At 51.6% G+C, this 13,494-nt stretch carries 16 protein-coding genes; 9 read left to right on the top strand and 7 right to left on the bottom strand.

Annotation, left to right across the window (positions count from 1 at the left end; all coding sequences use genetic code 11):
- Nucleotides 1-511: 511 nt before the first annotated feature.
- The 3 genes from L1D47_RS04560 (at nt 512) to L1D47_RS04550 (ending at nt 2,790) form a co-directional block, all read left to right on the top strand.
- On the top strand, nt 512-784 hold the full coding sequence (locus L1D47_RS04560; RefSeq protein WP_239882747.1) for a hypothetical protein: 273 nt from the start codon (nt 512-514) through the stop codon (nt 782-784).
- Between the two features lie 829 nt (nt 785-1,613).
- Nucleotides 1,614-1,757: a hypothetical protein gene (locus L1D47_RS04555; RefSeq protein WP_239882746.1), complete on the top strand. Its 144-nt coding sequence runs from the start codon at nt 1,614-1,616 to the stop codon at nt 1,755-1,757.
- Nucleotides 1,758-1,845: 88 nt separating this feature from the next.
- Nucleotides 1,846-2,790, top strand: a complete 945-nt coding sequence (locus tag L1D47_RS04550) for a hypothetical protein (RefSeq protein WP_239882745.1) — start codon at nt 1,846-1,848, stop codon at nt 2,788-2,790.
- Nucleotides 2,791-3,302: 512 nt separating this feature from the next.
- On the opposite strand, the gene ruvX is transcribed toward L1D47_RS04550, so the two are convergent.
- The 4 genes from ruvX to L1D47_RS04530 form a co-directional block, all read right to left on the bottom strand.
- Nucleotides 3,303-3,722 carry a Holliday junction resolvase RuvX gene (gene ruvX / locus L1D47_RS04545; protein WP_220058764.1) on the bottom strand — a complete coding sequence of 140 codons (420 nt, stop codon included), beginning with the start codon at nt 3,720-3,722 and terminating at the stop codon, nt 3,303-3,305.
- Between the two features lie 21 nt (nt 3,723-3,743).
- A complete protein-coding gene (locus tag L1D47_RS04540) occupies nt 3,744-4,301 on the bottom strand; it encodes a YqgE/AlgH family protein (protein ID WP_239882744.1) in 558 nt (185 codons plus the stop codon).
- Nucleotides 4,302-4,317: 16 nt separating this feature from the next.
- Nucleotides 4,318-4,647: a stress response translation initiation inhibitor YciH gene (gene yciH, locus L1D47_RS04535; protein ID WP_041510556.1), complete on the bottom strand. Its 330-nt coding sequence runs from the start codon at nt 4,645-4,647 to the stop codon at nt 4,318-4,320.
- 223 nt (nt 4,648-4,870) lie between these two features.
- Nucleotides 4,871-5,185 (bottom strand): hypothetical protein, encoded by a 315-nt coding sequence (locus tag L1D47_RS04530; protein WP_239882743.1) that lies wholly within the window; start codon nt 5,183-5,185, stop codon nt 4,871-4,873.
- Nucleotides 5,186-5,358: 173 nt separating this feature from the next.
- Here L1D47_RS04530 and L1D47_RS04525 point away from each other — a divergent pair, with 173 nt between their 5' ends.
- Both L1D47_RS04525 and L1D47_RS04520 read left to right on the top strand, forming a co-directional pair.
- Entirely contained in the window at nt 5,359-5,922 is a 564-nt protein-coding gene (locus L1D47_RS04525) for a DUF4136 domain-containing protein (RefSeq protein ID WP_239882742.1), read from the top strand.
- Between the two features lie 759 nt (nt 5,923-6,681).
- Nucleotides 6,682-7,131, top strand: a complete 450-nt coding sequence (locus L1D47_RS04520; protein WP_239882741.1) for a DUF924 family protein — start codon at nt 6,682-6,684, stop codon at nt 7,129-7,131.
- Nucleotides 7,132-7,222: 91 nt separating this feature from the next.
- On the opposite strand, the gene L1D47_RS04515 is transcribed toward L1D47_RS04520, so the two are convergent.
- Entirely contained in the window at nt 7,223-8,098 is an 876-nt protein-coding gene (locus L1D47_RS04515; RefSeq protein WP_239882740.1) for a LysR family transcriptional regulator, read from the bottom strand.
- A 145-nt stretch (nt 8,099-8,243) separates the two neighbouring features.
- Here L1D47_RS04515 and L1D47_RS04510 point away from each other — a divergent pair, with 145 nt between their 5' ends.
- The 3 genes from L1D47_RS04510 (at nt 8,244) to L1D47_RS04500 (ending at nt 10,489) form a co-directional block, all read left to right on the top strand.
- Nucleotides 8,244-8,666, top strand: coding sequence for a PACE efflux transporter (locus tag L1D47_RS04510; RefSeq protein WP_041510557.1), 423 nt, complete (start codon nt 8,244-8,246; stop codon nt 8,664-8,666).
- A 186-nt stretch (nt 8,667-8,852) separates the two neighbouring features.
- Nucleotides 8,853-9,635, top strand: a complete 783-nt coding sequence (locus L1D47_RS04505) for an OmpA family protein (protein WP_239882739.1) — start codon at nt 8,853-8,855, stop codon at nt 9,633-9,635.
- Nucleotides 9,636-9,664: 29 nt separating this feature from the next.
- Nucleotides 9,665-10,489 (top strand): mechanosensitive ion channel domain-containing protein, encoded by an 825-nt coding sequence (locus tag L1D47_RS04500; RefSeq protein WP_041510444.1) that lies wholly within the window; start codon nt 9,665-9,667, stop codon nt 10,487-10,489.
- 97 nt (nt 10,490-10,586) lie between these two features.
- Here the strand turns inward: L1D47_RS04500 and L1D47_RS04495 are convergent, their stop codons facing one another.
- Nucleotides 10,587-11,240: a trimeric intracellular cation channel family protein gene (locus L1D47_RS04495; RefSeq protein ID WP_239882738.1), complete on the bottom strand. Its 654-nt coding sequence runs from the start codon at nt 11,238-11,240 to the stop codon at nt 10,587-10,589.
- A gap of 304 nt (nt 11,241-11,544) precedes the next feature.
- On the opposite strand from L1D47_RS04495, the gene ltaE reads away from it, so the two are divergent.
- Complete coding sequence (ltaE, locus tag L1D47_RS04490; RefSeq protein WP_239882737.1) at nt 11,545-12,552, top strand: low-specificity L-threonine aldolase; 1,008 nt, start codon at nt 11,545-11,547, stop codon at nt 12,550-12,552.
- Between the two features lie 93 nt (nt 12,553-12,645).
- Here ltaE and L1D47_RS04485 read toward each other — a convergent pair whose 3' ends face one another.
- Nucleotides 12,646-13,476, bottom strand: coding sequence for a hypothetical protein (locus L1D47_RS04485; protein ID WP_239882736.1), 831 nt, complete (start codon nt 13,474-13,476; stop codon nt 12,646-12,648).
- Nucleotides 13,477-13,494: the final 18 nt, after the last annotated feature.

Genomic DNA, 13,494 nt, shown 5'->3' with positions numbered 1-13,494 from the left:
TTGTTAAGGGGAATTAAAGTTTTAACCTTCATTGTTATTTATAGCCTGCGGCTCGCTCTTGTGCAGATACATCTGCTACTCGCCGTGAATCCATCCGTGGAGGCTCGACGATGGCATCCCTGCCATCGACGTCCGCAGATGCATCTACACCGGGTTATATATCTCTTCGATTTGCCTTCATTTGTTGCCGATAGATGGGAAAGACTTAGCACATCTTTGCTTATTTGAAGCAACTCATAACGAGTAGTTGAAATTGGACAGGCATACAGTCGTATTTAAATTGTGTGACTTTTGGGTGATTTCAGGTCGAAATCCGTGCGCGTTTTCCCATTGTTACTAAAATAAATGCTATTAAAATTAACTGCTTATATTTTTGATTAAGTAAATAATAGGTTTGGAAAACGCGCATGCGCGTTTTTCCGGATGGTATATTTGGCAAAATGCTGATAAGTTCATTACATACAGATAGTTAGCTGTGCGCGTTTTCACTGGTCCAACGAGGTAAACGCGCATGCGCACTAATAAAATGTTATGTTTGAAAGTCAAACTCAAGGAGAAAAATATGCCAACGATAACGTGCAGTAATGATGAGTGTGGAGAAGAGATTGAGTTCAGTCTCTCTGAATTAGAAGTCGAAGACTCACAACCATCTGGCAACCACACAACTCAATATTCTGCTTCCGGCGAGGTTTCATGTAAAAGCTGCAACAGCCAAACTGAGGTAAATTGTGTTTGGGATGAGCTAAACGATACCGGTGAAATACTAAGCCTGGATTTTACCTGAGCCTCAAACATAACAAGGCGCAGCAGTCGCTCTCGTTGGTCGCTGGGACCGTCAAAACGCTGCGCTTTTTTGTCGGCCCCTGTGCGCGGCGTTATGTGTGAGTGAATATGGATTGGCGTCAAATGGAAGTATTCAACGGTATCGATCTCAATGATTCTTTCGTTTTGGATTGGAACTATGAAAATAACTGCCTGTGCTTTGAGCTGGAGGCCAGCATTTGGCCAGAGTCCAAATATTTTGTTCAGCCAAAGCTAAGGAAGGTGCGAACAAGTCGTCGCACAGCTCTGGCTTTGATAGCAGCGACAGTTCAAGGCATTCAACTGAGGGCATGCCGAGGCCTGCTGAAGTTGAATAACGCCGAAATGGTGTTGCTATCAAAGCCCCGCAGGGCGAGGCTTACAGCGGTATTTGCTGCGTTACAGTTCTTGCGAAGGACTAGGGCCATTCGCTGCAAACTGTGCCTTGCATCTATCCACTTTAAGCACACGCAGAGCAAGCACACAGCTCTGGCTTTGATAGCAGCGACAGTTCAAGGCATTCAACTGAGGGCATGCCGAGGCCTGCTGAAGTTGAATAACGCCGAAATGGTGTTGCTATCAAAGCCCCGCAGGGCGAGGCTTACAGCGGTATTTGCTGCGTTACAGTTCTTGCGAAGGACTAGGGCCATTCGCTGCAAACTGTGCCTTGCATCTATCCACTTTAAGCACACGCAGAGCAAGCACGGGACTTATTCGCACCTTCCCTAAATGAATATACGTGTTACCGAAAAGCAAGACTTCAATTCGTTAATACAGTTTCTGTAATTGGCTTAAAATCCAAGTCAGCTGTAATGTCATCAACTGATCCAGACGGTTCAATTGATTATGGCAACATTGATACATTGCAGGTGGTCGATGGTGGATTTGAGCTTATCGGTGATTTTGGCAATATAAAAATATCTGGCGGGGAGCTTCGATTTGAAATTCACACATAACAAGCCGCGTTATTTGCAGCCTTCGGCTGCGGCGACGCTCACAAGTTCGCGCGCATGCGCGGGGCGTTAGGCGCAGTAAGGAAACATTGTGGTAACTTTATTTTTGGGTGCAGGTTTTTCAAAGTGGGCTTTCGATCTTCCCTTAGTAAATCAATTATTTGATTTTGATATCTCAACCACATCTGAGCAGGAAGAAAAGAGACTGTCTCTAATAGAAGCTGATTGGACTAACTGGCGAAAAGAAAATCCTAATGTAACTGCTGAGAAGTTTGTTTACTGGTGTATGAACAAGTCATCACATCGCAAAAGTCGAGTTATTTGGTATGTTAGCCGCCGTTTGACTGAACCTTTCATGACAAGAATTAGTGGCTCATATACTGCCGCGATGTTTGATGAACGAGCCGTAAGAGAAAACGAAAAGATCATATTCCTTAACGAGTTTTTTAACTCCTTAAGTCAAAATGGGTTGGCAGGCATTCTTACTTGTAATTACGACACAATCGTTGAGTGCGCTCTGGGAATGTCTGGTTTCAATTACGGTGTTGTTGGTGAGCAGCTTTATGGAAGAGGTATAAATCCACAATTCCCATGGCAAAATGCTCATTTAACTGTCACAGGCTCAATTCCACTAGCTAAGTTGCATGGCTCATTATCTTGGGATGAAAAAACAAAATATACTAGCGGCAAGCCTGGAAGAAATGGCTACGCATTTATTGTTCCTCCAGCACCCGAAAAAACTCCACCTGTTGAACTGAATGATGTTTGGGAGCTGGGGGCAAGTATTTTAAAAAAAAGTAACTCATTAATCATATTTGGCTTTGCGTTTAATCCATATGATGAAGCATTGCTAGAGTACTTAAAAATCCATGGCTCAAGAGTTGAATATGTTGTTTTGATTGATCCTTTCCCGAACGAGGAAAGTGCCAAAGTACTTTGGCCTAGAAGTTCAATTGTAACAATTGACCCAAGAAGCGAATTTGATATCGGAAGCGTACTTGCAAAGCTGCATGGTTCAGTGGGTACATGCGCCTAACAAGTTGAGCCAGTAGGACGCCGCAAGCGGCGCCTCTGCTTAAGGCGTCATTCCATAGAAGTTTTTATTCGAAAGATCTGTAAGCCTAACGGCTTTTTGTCTAGAACTTTCCTATAACGCTAAATCGAAGAGATGGATAACTGGGTGTAGATACGCCGGTGAGCTTCCGAAACAGGGCCGCTCTTTGATGTCCATGTCATCGCGGCATTCGTGAGTCCATTCACATCAGATGTTTCGGCAGAGCCTAAAGGGACTATTCTCCATAAACAAAGAGTCGGCGTTTTACAGGCTTATCTGCACAACAAGGTCGCTCATACACATCCCTGTGTTCGCGACATTGGTGCGTCCATGCACTGCACCTGCTGCAAGCAATTCAAAGCAATAACGGTTAACGCTCGGTTGACATTGAAACTGTCAATTAAGGTGAGGGCTAAGAGCTTTAATAAACTGGGGAAGTGAGTTTCCGCGCAAAAAAAAGCGGCCTTGTTTGGCCGCGATCTAACGTTCAAATTTTAGTAGAGATTCTCGAAATAACTCTCGATGATGAGTACCGCCGACATGGAGTCGACCTGGCCCTTGGAGAGGGCCTTGTAGCCCCCCATCTCAAACAGCCTGGCCTTGGCGTCGGCTGTGGTGAGGCGTTCATCTTGGGTGGCGGTTTTGACGCCGAAGCGGCCGCTGATGCGGTTGGCGAACTTGCGGGCTCGCTGGGTCATCTCCTGCTCTGTGCCATCCATGTTGAGGGGCAGGCCGACGACGATAAGGTCGGGTTTCCACTCCTTGATGAGCGCCTCTATCTCCTCCCATCTGGGGATGCCGTCGTTGGCCTTGAGGGAGGCGAGAGGGGTGGCGCTACCTGTGATCTGCTGGCCGATGGCGACGCCTATGCTCTTGGTGCCGAAGTCGAAGCCCAAGACACTTGCTGAACTCATAGTGAATTTTATCCTTTACTGTTAGGCGTGACCTGTCTGGGAGGAGAGCTGCCAGATGTCGAAACCTAATGACTCTGTGGCCTTCTGCCAGCGCTGCTCATGAGCTGTGTTGAACATCAGGTCCATATTGGCGGGGATGGAGAGCCAGGTGTTGTCGGCCAGCTCCTGTTCTAGCTGGTGGCGTCCCCAGCCTGCATAGCCGAGGGCGACGATAAACTGTTCGGGCGCCTCTTTGCCGCCTAGGGAGGTGAGTACGTCGCGGGAGGTGGTGAGCATGAGTTCATCACTGATCTGCTGGCTGTTGCTCCACTGTGACTGCGGCGTATGCAGCACGAAGCCCTTCTCCTGCCCAACCGGGCCACCCACCAGAACCTTGCTGTTGATGCTCTCTATGGTATGAAAATCATCCAGCTCCATCTGTCTGAGCAGCTCATTGACATCGACCCCTATGGGGCGGTTGATCATCAGCCCCATGGCACCTTGTTCGTTGTGCTCGCACAGGTAGATCACGCTGCGCTCGAAAAAGGTATCCTTGAGCGAGGGCATGGCAATGAGTAAATGATTTTGCAAACTTTCCATCTAGCGCTCCAATGGGTTAACCACCCGCCAGTTTCACCTGATAATTAAGCTTTTCCAACAGGGTTTTCAGTTGTTCACGGTTGTCGGTTTGGATCTCTATGTTGAACTCTTTTACCGTACCGCCGCAACCGCACTGTTTCTTGAGTTTCTGCGCCAAGGCTTTGAGTGCTTTCTCGTCCAGGCCCAGGCCCTTGATCACCGAGACGCCTTTGCCTTTACGGCCCTTGCTGTCTTTATGAATGCGTACTATGCCATCGCCTTCCGGGATAGCCTTGGTTTCCTTGGGTTGGTCGATTTTGCCGCCATCTGTGCTGTACACCAGGGCAATATTGGGATCGATTCTCATCATCTGTCACACACTTAACTAAGATACCCTGAGTCTATCAAATTGAAACTCCCTTGTGGGAGGAGTAATCCCTAGATACAAAAAAAAGACCACCCTAGGGTGGTCATGGATAAGGACCGATACCAAATGCAGGGAGATATCGGTGCTCTTGTATCCCAAGGCGACAGGTGAGCCGTCGCAATCAGTGAGCAAAGCTGGTTGTGCAAAACTCCTCTTGCAAAAATTAAAGGTACTGCAGCGACAACATCAGCAGTGACAGGCCTGTGTAGGCGGCGCAGGGAAGGATGAGACGATGAAAGCGGCTGATGGCCACGCTACAGGCGGTGAGGGCGAAGCCGATGGCTATGCTGGCGTGGCTCGAGCTATAACCCGTTGCCAGGGCGATCATCATGACAAGCAGTGCCAGCATAGGCAGGGTAAAGAGCACCCACTGGGAGGCCTTGATCTTAGTGCTGTCCGCCATGGGCGTGGCCAGGGATTTTGGGGCAAACATAAAGATGGCGCTGGCGATAACAAATGCTGTGATAAACCAAGTCATGATACGAATCTTAATTAACCTTAACTGATAATCATTATCATTTGGGTTTTTGCTGAAGTCAAGCTGAATGAAACGCCATTTACAATAAAGAAGAGTTGTAGAACAGAGGTTTGCTAGGTAAGCTTTAGGATAAATTCCTGTTTAAGCCATGTCTGAAACATGCTGGAGAGTCTATGAAAAAGGTGATTATCTTGGCCGCTGCACTTGCCCTTTCGGCCTGTAGCACACTGAAAACCAGCTCCGATTATGATCCTAAGGTCAACTTCGATGAGGTGAAGACCTATGCCTGGGTGGTTAAGAAGACAGAGGATACTACCTATAACTTAGACGGCTTGATGGATCAGCGTGTTCGCGAGGCGGTAGACCGTGAACTGCAGATGAAGGGAATCAGTAAGGTCGAGGCAGACAGTGCCGACGTGCTGGTGAACTACTTCACTAAGGTCGATAAGAAGATCAATGTCGATACCTTTAATACCAACTTTGGTTATGACCCCTACTACTATCGTCCAGGCTGGGGCTGGAGCGGCAGTGTGCATACTCAAACCACGGTGCGCGAGTATGAGGTGGGAACCTTAGTGCTGGATATGATCAACAGAGAGACGGGTAACCTCATCTGGCGCGGCTCGGTTGCCGATACCATCCGAGATAAGAGTACGCCAGAGGAGCGCGTCGAGGTGGTTAATAAGGCGGTAGCGGCCATGATGCTTAGCTACCCACCACAGAAAGCGGCGAAATAGCCTTTCAGTTTGTTATTAAAGCGGCCCCTTGGCCGCTTTTTTATGCCTGTCGTTTTGTTTCCCCTATTTAGGGCCCCTGTTATTTGCCTCTGTTACTTTAGGGAAGGTGCGAATAAGTCCCGTGCTTGCTCTGCGTGTGCTTAAAGTGGATAGATGCTAGGCACAGTTTGCAGCGAATGGCCCTAGTCCTTCGCAAGAACTGTAACGCAGCAAATACCGCTGTAAGCCTCGCCCTGCGGGGCTTTGATAGCAACACCATTTCGGCGTTATTCAACTTCAGCAGGCCTCGGCATGCCCTCAGTTGAATGCCTTGAACTGTCGCTGCTATCAAAGCCAGAGCTGTGCGGCTTGCTCTGCGTGTGCTTAAAGTGGATAGATGCTAGGCACAGTTTGCAGCGAATGGCCCTAGTCCTTCGCAAGAACTGTAACGCAGCAAATACCGCTGTAAGCCTCGCCCTGCGGGGCTTTGATAGCAACACCATTTCGGCGTTATTCAACTTCAGCAGGCCTCGGCATGCCCTCAGTTGAATGCCTTGAACTGTCGCTGCTATCAAAGCCAGAGCTGTGCGACGACTTGTTCGCACCTTCCTTAGTGCTTAAGCAAAAGTGTGAGCCGCTCGACGCCGTGTCACCCCTATTTAGGACTTCCTTCGACCAAAGTCCAAGTTATCCGACCGCTGGCCTGGTGTTATCCTGCCTCGACCAAGATTTTTTAAACTCATGATTTAATCGTATCTTTAATCGTATCTAGGGGGCAGCGTGGAACAGTTTTTACAGCAGTGGTTTCACCACTATGAGAAGGGCGAAGGTGTCGAGGCCAAGGAGCTGAGCCAGGAGACCTTGAGTCATTGGCAGCAACTGCTGGTGGGTGCCAAGTCGGGTGAGCTGGAGCACTGGCAGAAGAATCCGCCGGGACGTCTGGCACTTATTCTTCTCATGGGCCCTGTGGCACATCTGCTGGAAGACGAGGCGGCCTTATCCCTGCAGCTCAAGGCGCGGGATCTTTGTGTATCGGGAGTCGATCGCGGCTTCGATACCCAGCTCGAACCTCTGCAGCGTCGCTGCTTCTACGATCCTCTGTTCTATTCCAGCAAGAGTGAAGACAGGGCATTGCTGGTTCGCTTGCTGGAAGGGATGCAGTCCCACATGGCCACCACCGCCAGACCCGCCTGGAGCCATTGGTATCAGCAGGCCTCACTCAGTAATTAGACCAGACCGAGTCTATTTGCGGCGAGCCTCTTGGCTCGCCGCGCTCATCATCTATCCTACCCTTGTCTACTCGCTATCTTAGGCATGTCCCTTAGGCGATGGCCGCGGTTAAGATCTGACGGAATACCCCGCTTACCTCTTGATTGACGCTGCTGTGCTGGATCAGATCCACATTGGCAATCCAGCCCATCTGCTCCATGGTGAGTGGAATATGGCAAAGCTGCCCCTGCTCTAAGGCGTCCAGCACCAGGTGTTCGGGCAGCAGGGCCCAGCCAAAGCCAGACTTAGCCAGATCCAGCAGGGCATAGTAGTTGTCGGCGAGCCAGAGCTGGGGCGAGTGCTCCGCCTGAAAACGCCACTGCGGGCCCTGTTTGCTGCCTATGGTGAGTTGGCGATGGAGTTTCAACTGGTCGAGATTGTTCATGGGCGCCTTGGCCAGCGGATGCTTGGGGCTGACCACAGGTTCAAACTTCACCGAGCCCAGGGATTCAAAGTCTATCTGCTGGGGATAGATCTCCTCGCTAAAGACGACCCCCATGTCTACGCTCTGTTGCCTGACCTGCTCGATAATCTCCTTGCTGGGCAGGGTACGCAGTTCGAGCTGCATCAGGGGATAGCGGTCGGCAAACAGGCTCAGGTGCTGGCTAAACTCGGCGAAGGGAACCCCTTCGTCTATGGCCACACGAAACTGCTGCGGCAGTCCGGCGTCCAGCGAGTCGATAAGAGATTGCAGCCTCAGGTGCTGGGCAATCACGGCCCTGGCCTGGGGTAACAGGGTCTGGCCTGCCTGGGTCAGCACTGGGTAGCGACCGCTACGGTCGAACAGCTGCGTATCGCAATCTATCTCCATGTTGATGATCTGCTGGCTCACCGCTGACTGCACCTTGTTGAGGCGCCTGGCCGCCGCCGAGAAGGAGCCGGTTTCCACCGTTGATAGAAAGAGTTGTAGCTGTTCGAGTGTCGGCATATCGTAAAATGAGATGGTATCTAACTTTTAAGTATCATATTTGTGGATAAAAATGGCCGCAAGTTAATTTTGCGGAGCGACGCTCATGTCTACCAAGATAGTGTCTACAAAGATTGTGTCTACAGAGATCATACCTACAACCAGCATGTCTACAGCAGAGAGAATCCTGCACTCTGTGCTGTTTGAAATTTTTGCCCTGGTGCTGGTGGTGCCCATCGCCATCTGGTTTACCGGCCATGGGGTGGCCGAGATGGCCGCCGTGGGGATCGGTCTTAGTCTCTACACAGTCACCTGGAACTACTTCTACAACCTGCAGTTCGATAAGTATTTCGGTGAAGATCGCACCAGGCGCACGCTTAAGCTGCGTGTGCTTCATGCCCTGGGGTTCGAAGGGGGGCTAGTGTTTGTAACCGTGCCCGTGGTGGCCTGGTTCTTAGCCATTTCCATCTGGCAGGCGCTGATGCTGGAAGCGGTTTTCCTGGTGGTGTTTTTCTTCTATGCCATTATCTTTAACTGGCTTTTTGACTGGGCAAGATCTAAGTTTTATGGGCAGCGTGTGGGCTCTTAATGGCTAGACTGGGCTCGGCGGCCAGGTGAAGGCCAGAATGAGAATTAATTTCACTAGATAGATATTCTTATATTGGAGATGCAGGCAGAAGGATATAAAATGTATCCCTGTCTGCATCTTTATATTTGATTGTTTTTCATGCGTTTTGAGACAGCTCTGTTTGAGTGATTGGCATGAGTGACTCCTATGACTGAACTAAGCAAGCTAATGGCGGGTGGTCGCGTAAAGCCCATTTGCCGTGTAATGGGCAGTGCCTTTGTTTTAAAGGCGAGTCAGGGCCTGTTAGGCGTGCTTTGCAGCGTCTGGCTTGCCGGCGCCGTGCAGGCTCAGGGCTGGGTCGATAGGGATCGAGACGGGGTGCCAGACAGCAAAGATGCCTGCCCACACTCGCGCCCCAATGTCGCCGTCGATGCTATGGGCTGTGAGATTAGAGCCGAAGCGATGGCATGCATTGCCCCTAAGGGGGCGGCGTCGCAACTGATCGCTTGTGAGGGGGCTGAGCCCGGTAAAAGCGTCGAGCCGACTAAGCAAACCAGCACGGCTAAGCAGACTAGCACGGCTAAGCAAACTAGCACGGCTAAACAAGCTAGCACGGCTAAACAAGCTAGCACGGCTAAACAAGGTGCGAGTGAGCCTGAAATCGTTCGCGTCTATTTCGCCTTCGGCAGCGCTGAGGTGGGTATCGACCAATGGCCGCAGCTGGCAAAGGTGCATGGCTTTCTAAAGGTGAGCGATGCCAAGTTAACGCTAGTCGGCCACACGGATAACATCGGCAGCGAGGCGGTCAATATGAACCTGTCGCGCCAGCGCGCCGAGCGAGTAAAACAGATTTTTGTACAAGATTATGGTGTTGAGGCACTGAGGCTGTCGATAGTCGGCAAGGGTGCCAGCCAGCCCGTGACCGATAACCTTGGTCCTGGTGGGCGAGCCTTAAACCGCAGAGTCGAGTTTATAGTTGAGGCCAGATAATCCTGGTCCATTTTATTAGGGAGCGTTACATGGAAAATTTGGATAAATATATCGAGCAAGCGCCTGAGCTGATCGTGACCTATGGTCTTCAGGTGATCTTTGCCATCGTCATCTTCTTTATCGGTAAGTACTTTGCCAAGGTGGCTAAGAACCTTACCACTAAGTTGATGAATAAACGCAAGATCGACAAGACTGTGGTCTCCTTTGTGGCCAACATGGCCTGGGCCTTGGTGTTTGTCTTCACCGTTATCGCGACCCTAGGTCAGATAGGTGTGCAGACCGCTTCTCTGGTTGCCGTGATCGGTGCCGCCGGTTTGGCCGTGGGTCTGGCTCTGCAGGGCTCGCTGTCTAACTTCGCCTCTGGCGTCTTGATGGTACTGTTTCGTCCATGCCGCGTGGGTGACTATATCGAGGCCGCCGGTATCGCGGGTACGGTCGATGAGATCACCATCTTCTCGACTAAGCTGCGCACCCCGGACAACAAGGTGATCGTGGCGCCTAACTCGTCAATCATGAACGGCACCATCACCAACTACTCGGCCATGGAAACCCGTCGTATCGACCTGGTGATCGGTGTCTCTTACGATGCCGACCTTAAGCAGACTAAAGACGTGCTTAAGCAGGTATTGGACAACAACGCCCATATCCTGAAAGATCCAGGCTACACAGTGGCGTTGACCGAGCTAGGGGATTCTTCGGTTAACTTCGTGGTACGTCCATGGGTCAAGGGTAGCGACTACTGGCCAGCTCGTTTCGAGATCCTAGAGCAGATCAAGCTGGCGCTGGATGAGAACAATATCGGTATTCCGTATCCACAGATGGATATCTATGTCAAAGAGACCCCGGCGGCTTAAGCCTTAGGTTGATTGACAGCAAAAAGGTCGGCATTTGCCGACCTTTTTTTGTGCCTGGATTTTGCGATATCAGGGTTGGTGAAAGGTTCGCTAAATCTTAATGTGCCTGGCTATCCTGATTCCCCTGATCCCCGTGTTGATAGTCAAACTTGGGCATGCCCCAGTGGTAGCGAATAGCCAGCATGCGGAAGCTAAAGCCGACGCTCAGGCTGATGGCTAGGTTGACCCACTCGGTGATCTCATAGCTGCGTAGCAGCATGTAGAGGCTGGCGGTGGTCAGAGAGACCAGGGCGTAGAGCTCCTTCTTGAAGATCAGCGGCACCTGATTGCAGAGGATGTCGCGGATCACCCCGCCGAAGACGCCGGTTACCACGCCCATGACGATGGCCAGAGCCGGGCTAAAACCCAAGAGCAAGGTCTTCTGGGCGCCGACAATGGAGAATACCGCCAGCCCAAGCGCGTCTATGGTCAGAAACAGCTTGGAGAGATAGCGCATCACGGGGGAGATGAGCACCGTCAGCAGGGAGGCGAAGGCGATGGCCAACAGGTAGTGGATGTTCTCGACCCAGATGAGCGGATAGTTGCCCAGGAGAATATCGCGCAGGGTGCCGCCACCGATGGCGGTGGTACAACCTATGATGACCACGCCGAACAGATCCATCTGTTTTCTGCCGGCGCACAGCGCGCCTGTCATAGCCTCGGCCAGTATGCCGATGAGCCAGAGGAGGGTGATAAATTCAGCTTCTTGCATTGTCGATTCAGTCGGGAAAAAAGAGAGCGCATATTGCCAGCCTAGAGCAATAAATGACAGCGAGATTTTTTGAAAAAATCGGATTAGATTTTTTAATCGCTTCATGGGTCTAAATCAGGCTTGTTAGCAGTTTGTTGCCTTTGTCATGGTGCTCCTGAATTTGTATGGTATTAGTTTATTCAGGTTAAGCTGGGTTGTAGGTGGCGCCGGGTGATAATTTTATCGCCGGGTGCTAGCGGGGGCGGGCGGCGAGGAGTAATATTTGCGCTCGGTGTACTATTTTAAGATGAGTAGGACGGGGAAGATGATTGATTTTCGCAGTGACACAGTGACTCAGCCCACGGCGGCGATGCGCCGCGCCATGGCTGATGCCCAGGTTGGCGACGATGTGTATGGAGACGATCCCAGTGTTAACCGACTGGAGGCGATGGCGGCGGAGCGTTTTGGCTTCGACGGTGCCCTGTTTACCTCCTCGGGTACCCAGGCCAACCTGCTGGCGCTCATGTCTCACTGTGACCGTGGCGATGAGTATCTCTGTGGTCAACAGGCCCATAACTACAAGTTCGAGGGGGGCGGGGCAGCCGTGCTGGGCAGCATACAGCCTCAGCCGCTGACTAATCAGGCTGACGGCAGCATCTTGCTCTCTGATATCGAGGCGGCCATCAAGCCGGACGATTTTCATTTCGCCCGTACCCGCCTCCTGAGTCTGGAAAACACCATAGGTGGCAAGGTGTTGCCTCAGTCCTATCTGGCCGAGGCCCAGGTGCTCGCCTTCAACAAGCGGCTCAAGATCCACCTCGATGGCGCCAGGGTTGCCAATGCGGCGGTGGCGCAGAATCTGGACATTGCCGATATCACCCAATATTTCGACTCGGTCTCCATCTGCCTCTCAAAGGGTCTGTGCGCGCCCGTGGGCTCGCTGCTGCTCGGTGATGAGCGGTTGATCAACAAGGCGCGGCGCTGGCGTAAGATGCTAGGCGGCGGCATGCGTCAGGCCGGGATATTAGCCGTGGCCGGTGAAATCGCCCTGAACGATCAAGTTGCCCGCCTGGCTATCGACCATGAAAATGCCCGTTATCTGGCCGAGCAGTTAAGCAGCCTGGATGAGTTTGAGGTAGACCTTGGCGAGGTGCAGACCAACATGTTGTTTGCCCGCGTGGCCGACGGTGTGGCGATAGACAAGCTTGCCAGGGAGCTAAAGGCCTCGGGTATCCTCATCAGTCCGGGTAAGACGCTGAGGCTGGTGACCCATGCGGATATCAGCCGCGAAGATATCGACCTCTTCATTGATAAGCTCAAGGCGCTGCTCTGAGCGATTAGCCTGGCGAGACAGCCACAGTGAAAGCAACACAGTGAAAGCAAAAAGCCATCCTCAGGATGGCTTTTTTGTTATCAGGTAAACGGCCTAGTGATGATGGTCATGGCTGCCTTCAAGCTGCTCACCGTCTGCCGAGTAGAAGCCCGAGCTGCCATGCTGAATAAAGCCCTGGGTGATCATCTTGGCGATAAAAGGGTCTGACTCGCTGTCGCCCACGTCGGCAAAGTCGAGGTCCTGATAGCCTGAGGTTAGCAGGTTGAACTCTTGCTGACTGACAGGGGTGAGTTTTGCGAGTCGGTAGTTAAGCTGCTGGCCGCCCTGGGTAATGGTCAGGCTGGCGGGTAGCGCTAGCTCGCTTATCCAGTCGAGTGCCAAAGATTGCTGCTGGTTCTTACTCGTGTGTGAGTATCGCTGCTGGGTAAAACAGGCCTCCTGATGTTGCTCGCCCTTGTCGAATTGGCTCAAGGCGGCTGGAGAGATCAGATGAAACTGTTTGTCGATATCCGTATGGATATTGAGCGCCAGCAGATCGCTGCGGCGATAGCTTATCGAGCGCTTCTGCTCGGGGAAGTAACGGATATACTCGCCGTTTTTCTGCCAGGCCTCATAGCTGACCGGGCTGCGCTGGTAGATGATGGTGTCATCCAAGCGGGTCAGGATGAGCTGGTGGGCTTGAGTCTTACCCTCTGTGCCAGCCGTTACCTGGTAGCTGGCTTGAAAGCGACTCGGCTGAGCGGTGCTATCGCAGACTAAGGTGCCAGTGGCAGCATGCTGATGGCTCATGCTGCCTGACTGGACGTTTGCCTGGATGTTGGCTTGGGCGTTGGCCATGGCTAAATTTCCCTGCAACAGGGAGCCAAGCAGGGTGCCGGTGACGCCGAGAAGGAGTGAGACTGACTTGAGTGTTGAGCGAGACATAATAGACCTACCGATATT

The organism is Shewanella sp. Isolate7 (assembly GCF_022398425.1).
In the GTDB taxonomy this organism is placed as follows: Bacteria; Pseudomonadota; Gammaproteobacteria; order Enterobacterales; family Shewanellaceae; genus Shewanella.
This window is presented reverse-complemented; position numbering and strand designations above follow the sequence as displayed.

Excerpts from the sequence above, each read along its gene's own strand:
- L1D47_RS04525 (WP_239882742.1), top strand. The coding sequence starts at position 5,359 with ATGAAAAAGGTGATTATCTTGGCCGCTGCACTTGCCCTTTCGGCCTGT.
- L1D47_RS04505 (WP_239882739.1), top strand. The coding sequence starts at position 8,853 with ATGACTGAACTAAGCAAGCTAATGGCGGGTGGTCGCGTAAAGCCCATT.
- L1D47_RS04485 (WP_239882736.1), bottom strand. The coding sequence starts at position 13,476 with ATGTCTCGCTCAACACTCAAGTCAGTCTCACTCCTTCTCGGCGTCACC.
- L1D47_RS04515 (WP_239882740.1), bottom strand. The coding sequence starts at position 8,098 with ATGCCGACACTCGAACAGCTACAACTCTTTCTATCAACGGTGGAAACC.
- L1D47_RS04540 (WP_239882744.1), bottom strand. The coding sequence starts at position 4,301 with ATGGAAAGTTTGCAAAATCATTTACTCATTGCCATGCCCTCGCTCAAG.
- L1D47_RS04510 (WP_041510557.1), top strand. The coding sequence starts at position 8,244 with ATGTCTACAGCAGAGAGAATCCTGCACTCTGTGCTGTTTGAAATTTTT.
- L1D47_RS04495 (WP_239882738.1), bottom strand. The coding sequence starts at position 11,240 with ATGCAAGAAGCTGAATTTATCACCCTCCTCTGGCTCATCGGCATACTG.
- yciH (WP_041510556.1), bottom strand. The coding sequence starts at position 4,647 with ATGAGAATCGATCCCAATATTGCCCTGGTGTACAGCACAGATGGCGGC.
- L1D47_RS04555 (WP_239882746.1), top strand. The coding sequence starts at position 1,614 with ATGTCATCAACTGATCCAGACGGTTCAATTGATTATGGCAACATTGAT.
- ruvX (WP_220058764.1), bottom strand. The coding sequence starts at position 3,722 with ATGAGTTCAGCAAGTGTCTTGGGCTTCGACTTCGGCACCAAGAGCATA.
- L1D47_RS04500 (WP_041510444.1), top strand. The coding sequence starts at position 9,665 with ATGGAAAATTTGGATAAATATATCGAGCAAGCGCCTGAGCTGATCGTG.
- ltaE (WP_239882737.1), top strand. The coding sequence starts at position 11,545 with ATGATTGATTTTCGCAGTGACACAGTGACTCAGCCCACGGCGGCGATG.
- L1D47_RS04530 (WP_239882743.1), bottom strand. The coding sequence starts at position 5,185 with ATGACTTGGTTTATCACAGCATTTGTTATCGCCAGCGCCATCTTTATG.
- L1D47_RS04560 (WP_239882747.1), top strand. The coding sequence starts at position 512 with ATGCGCACTAATAAAATGTTATGTTTGAAAGTCAAACTCAAGGAGAAA.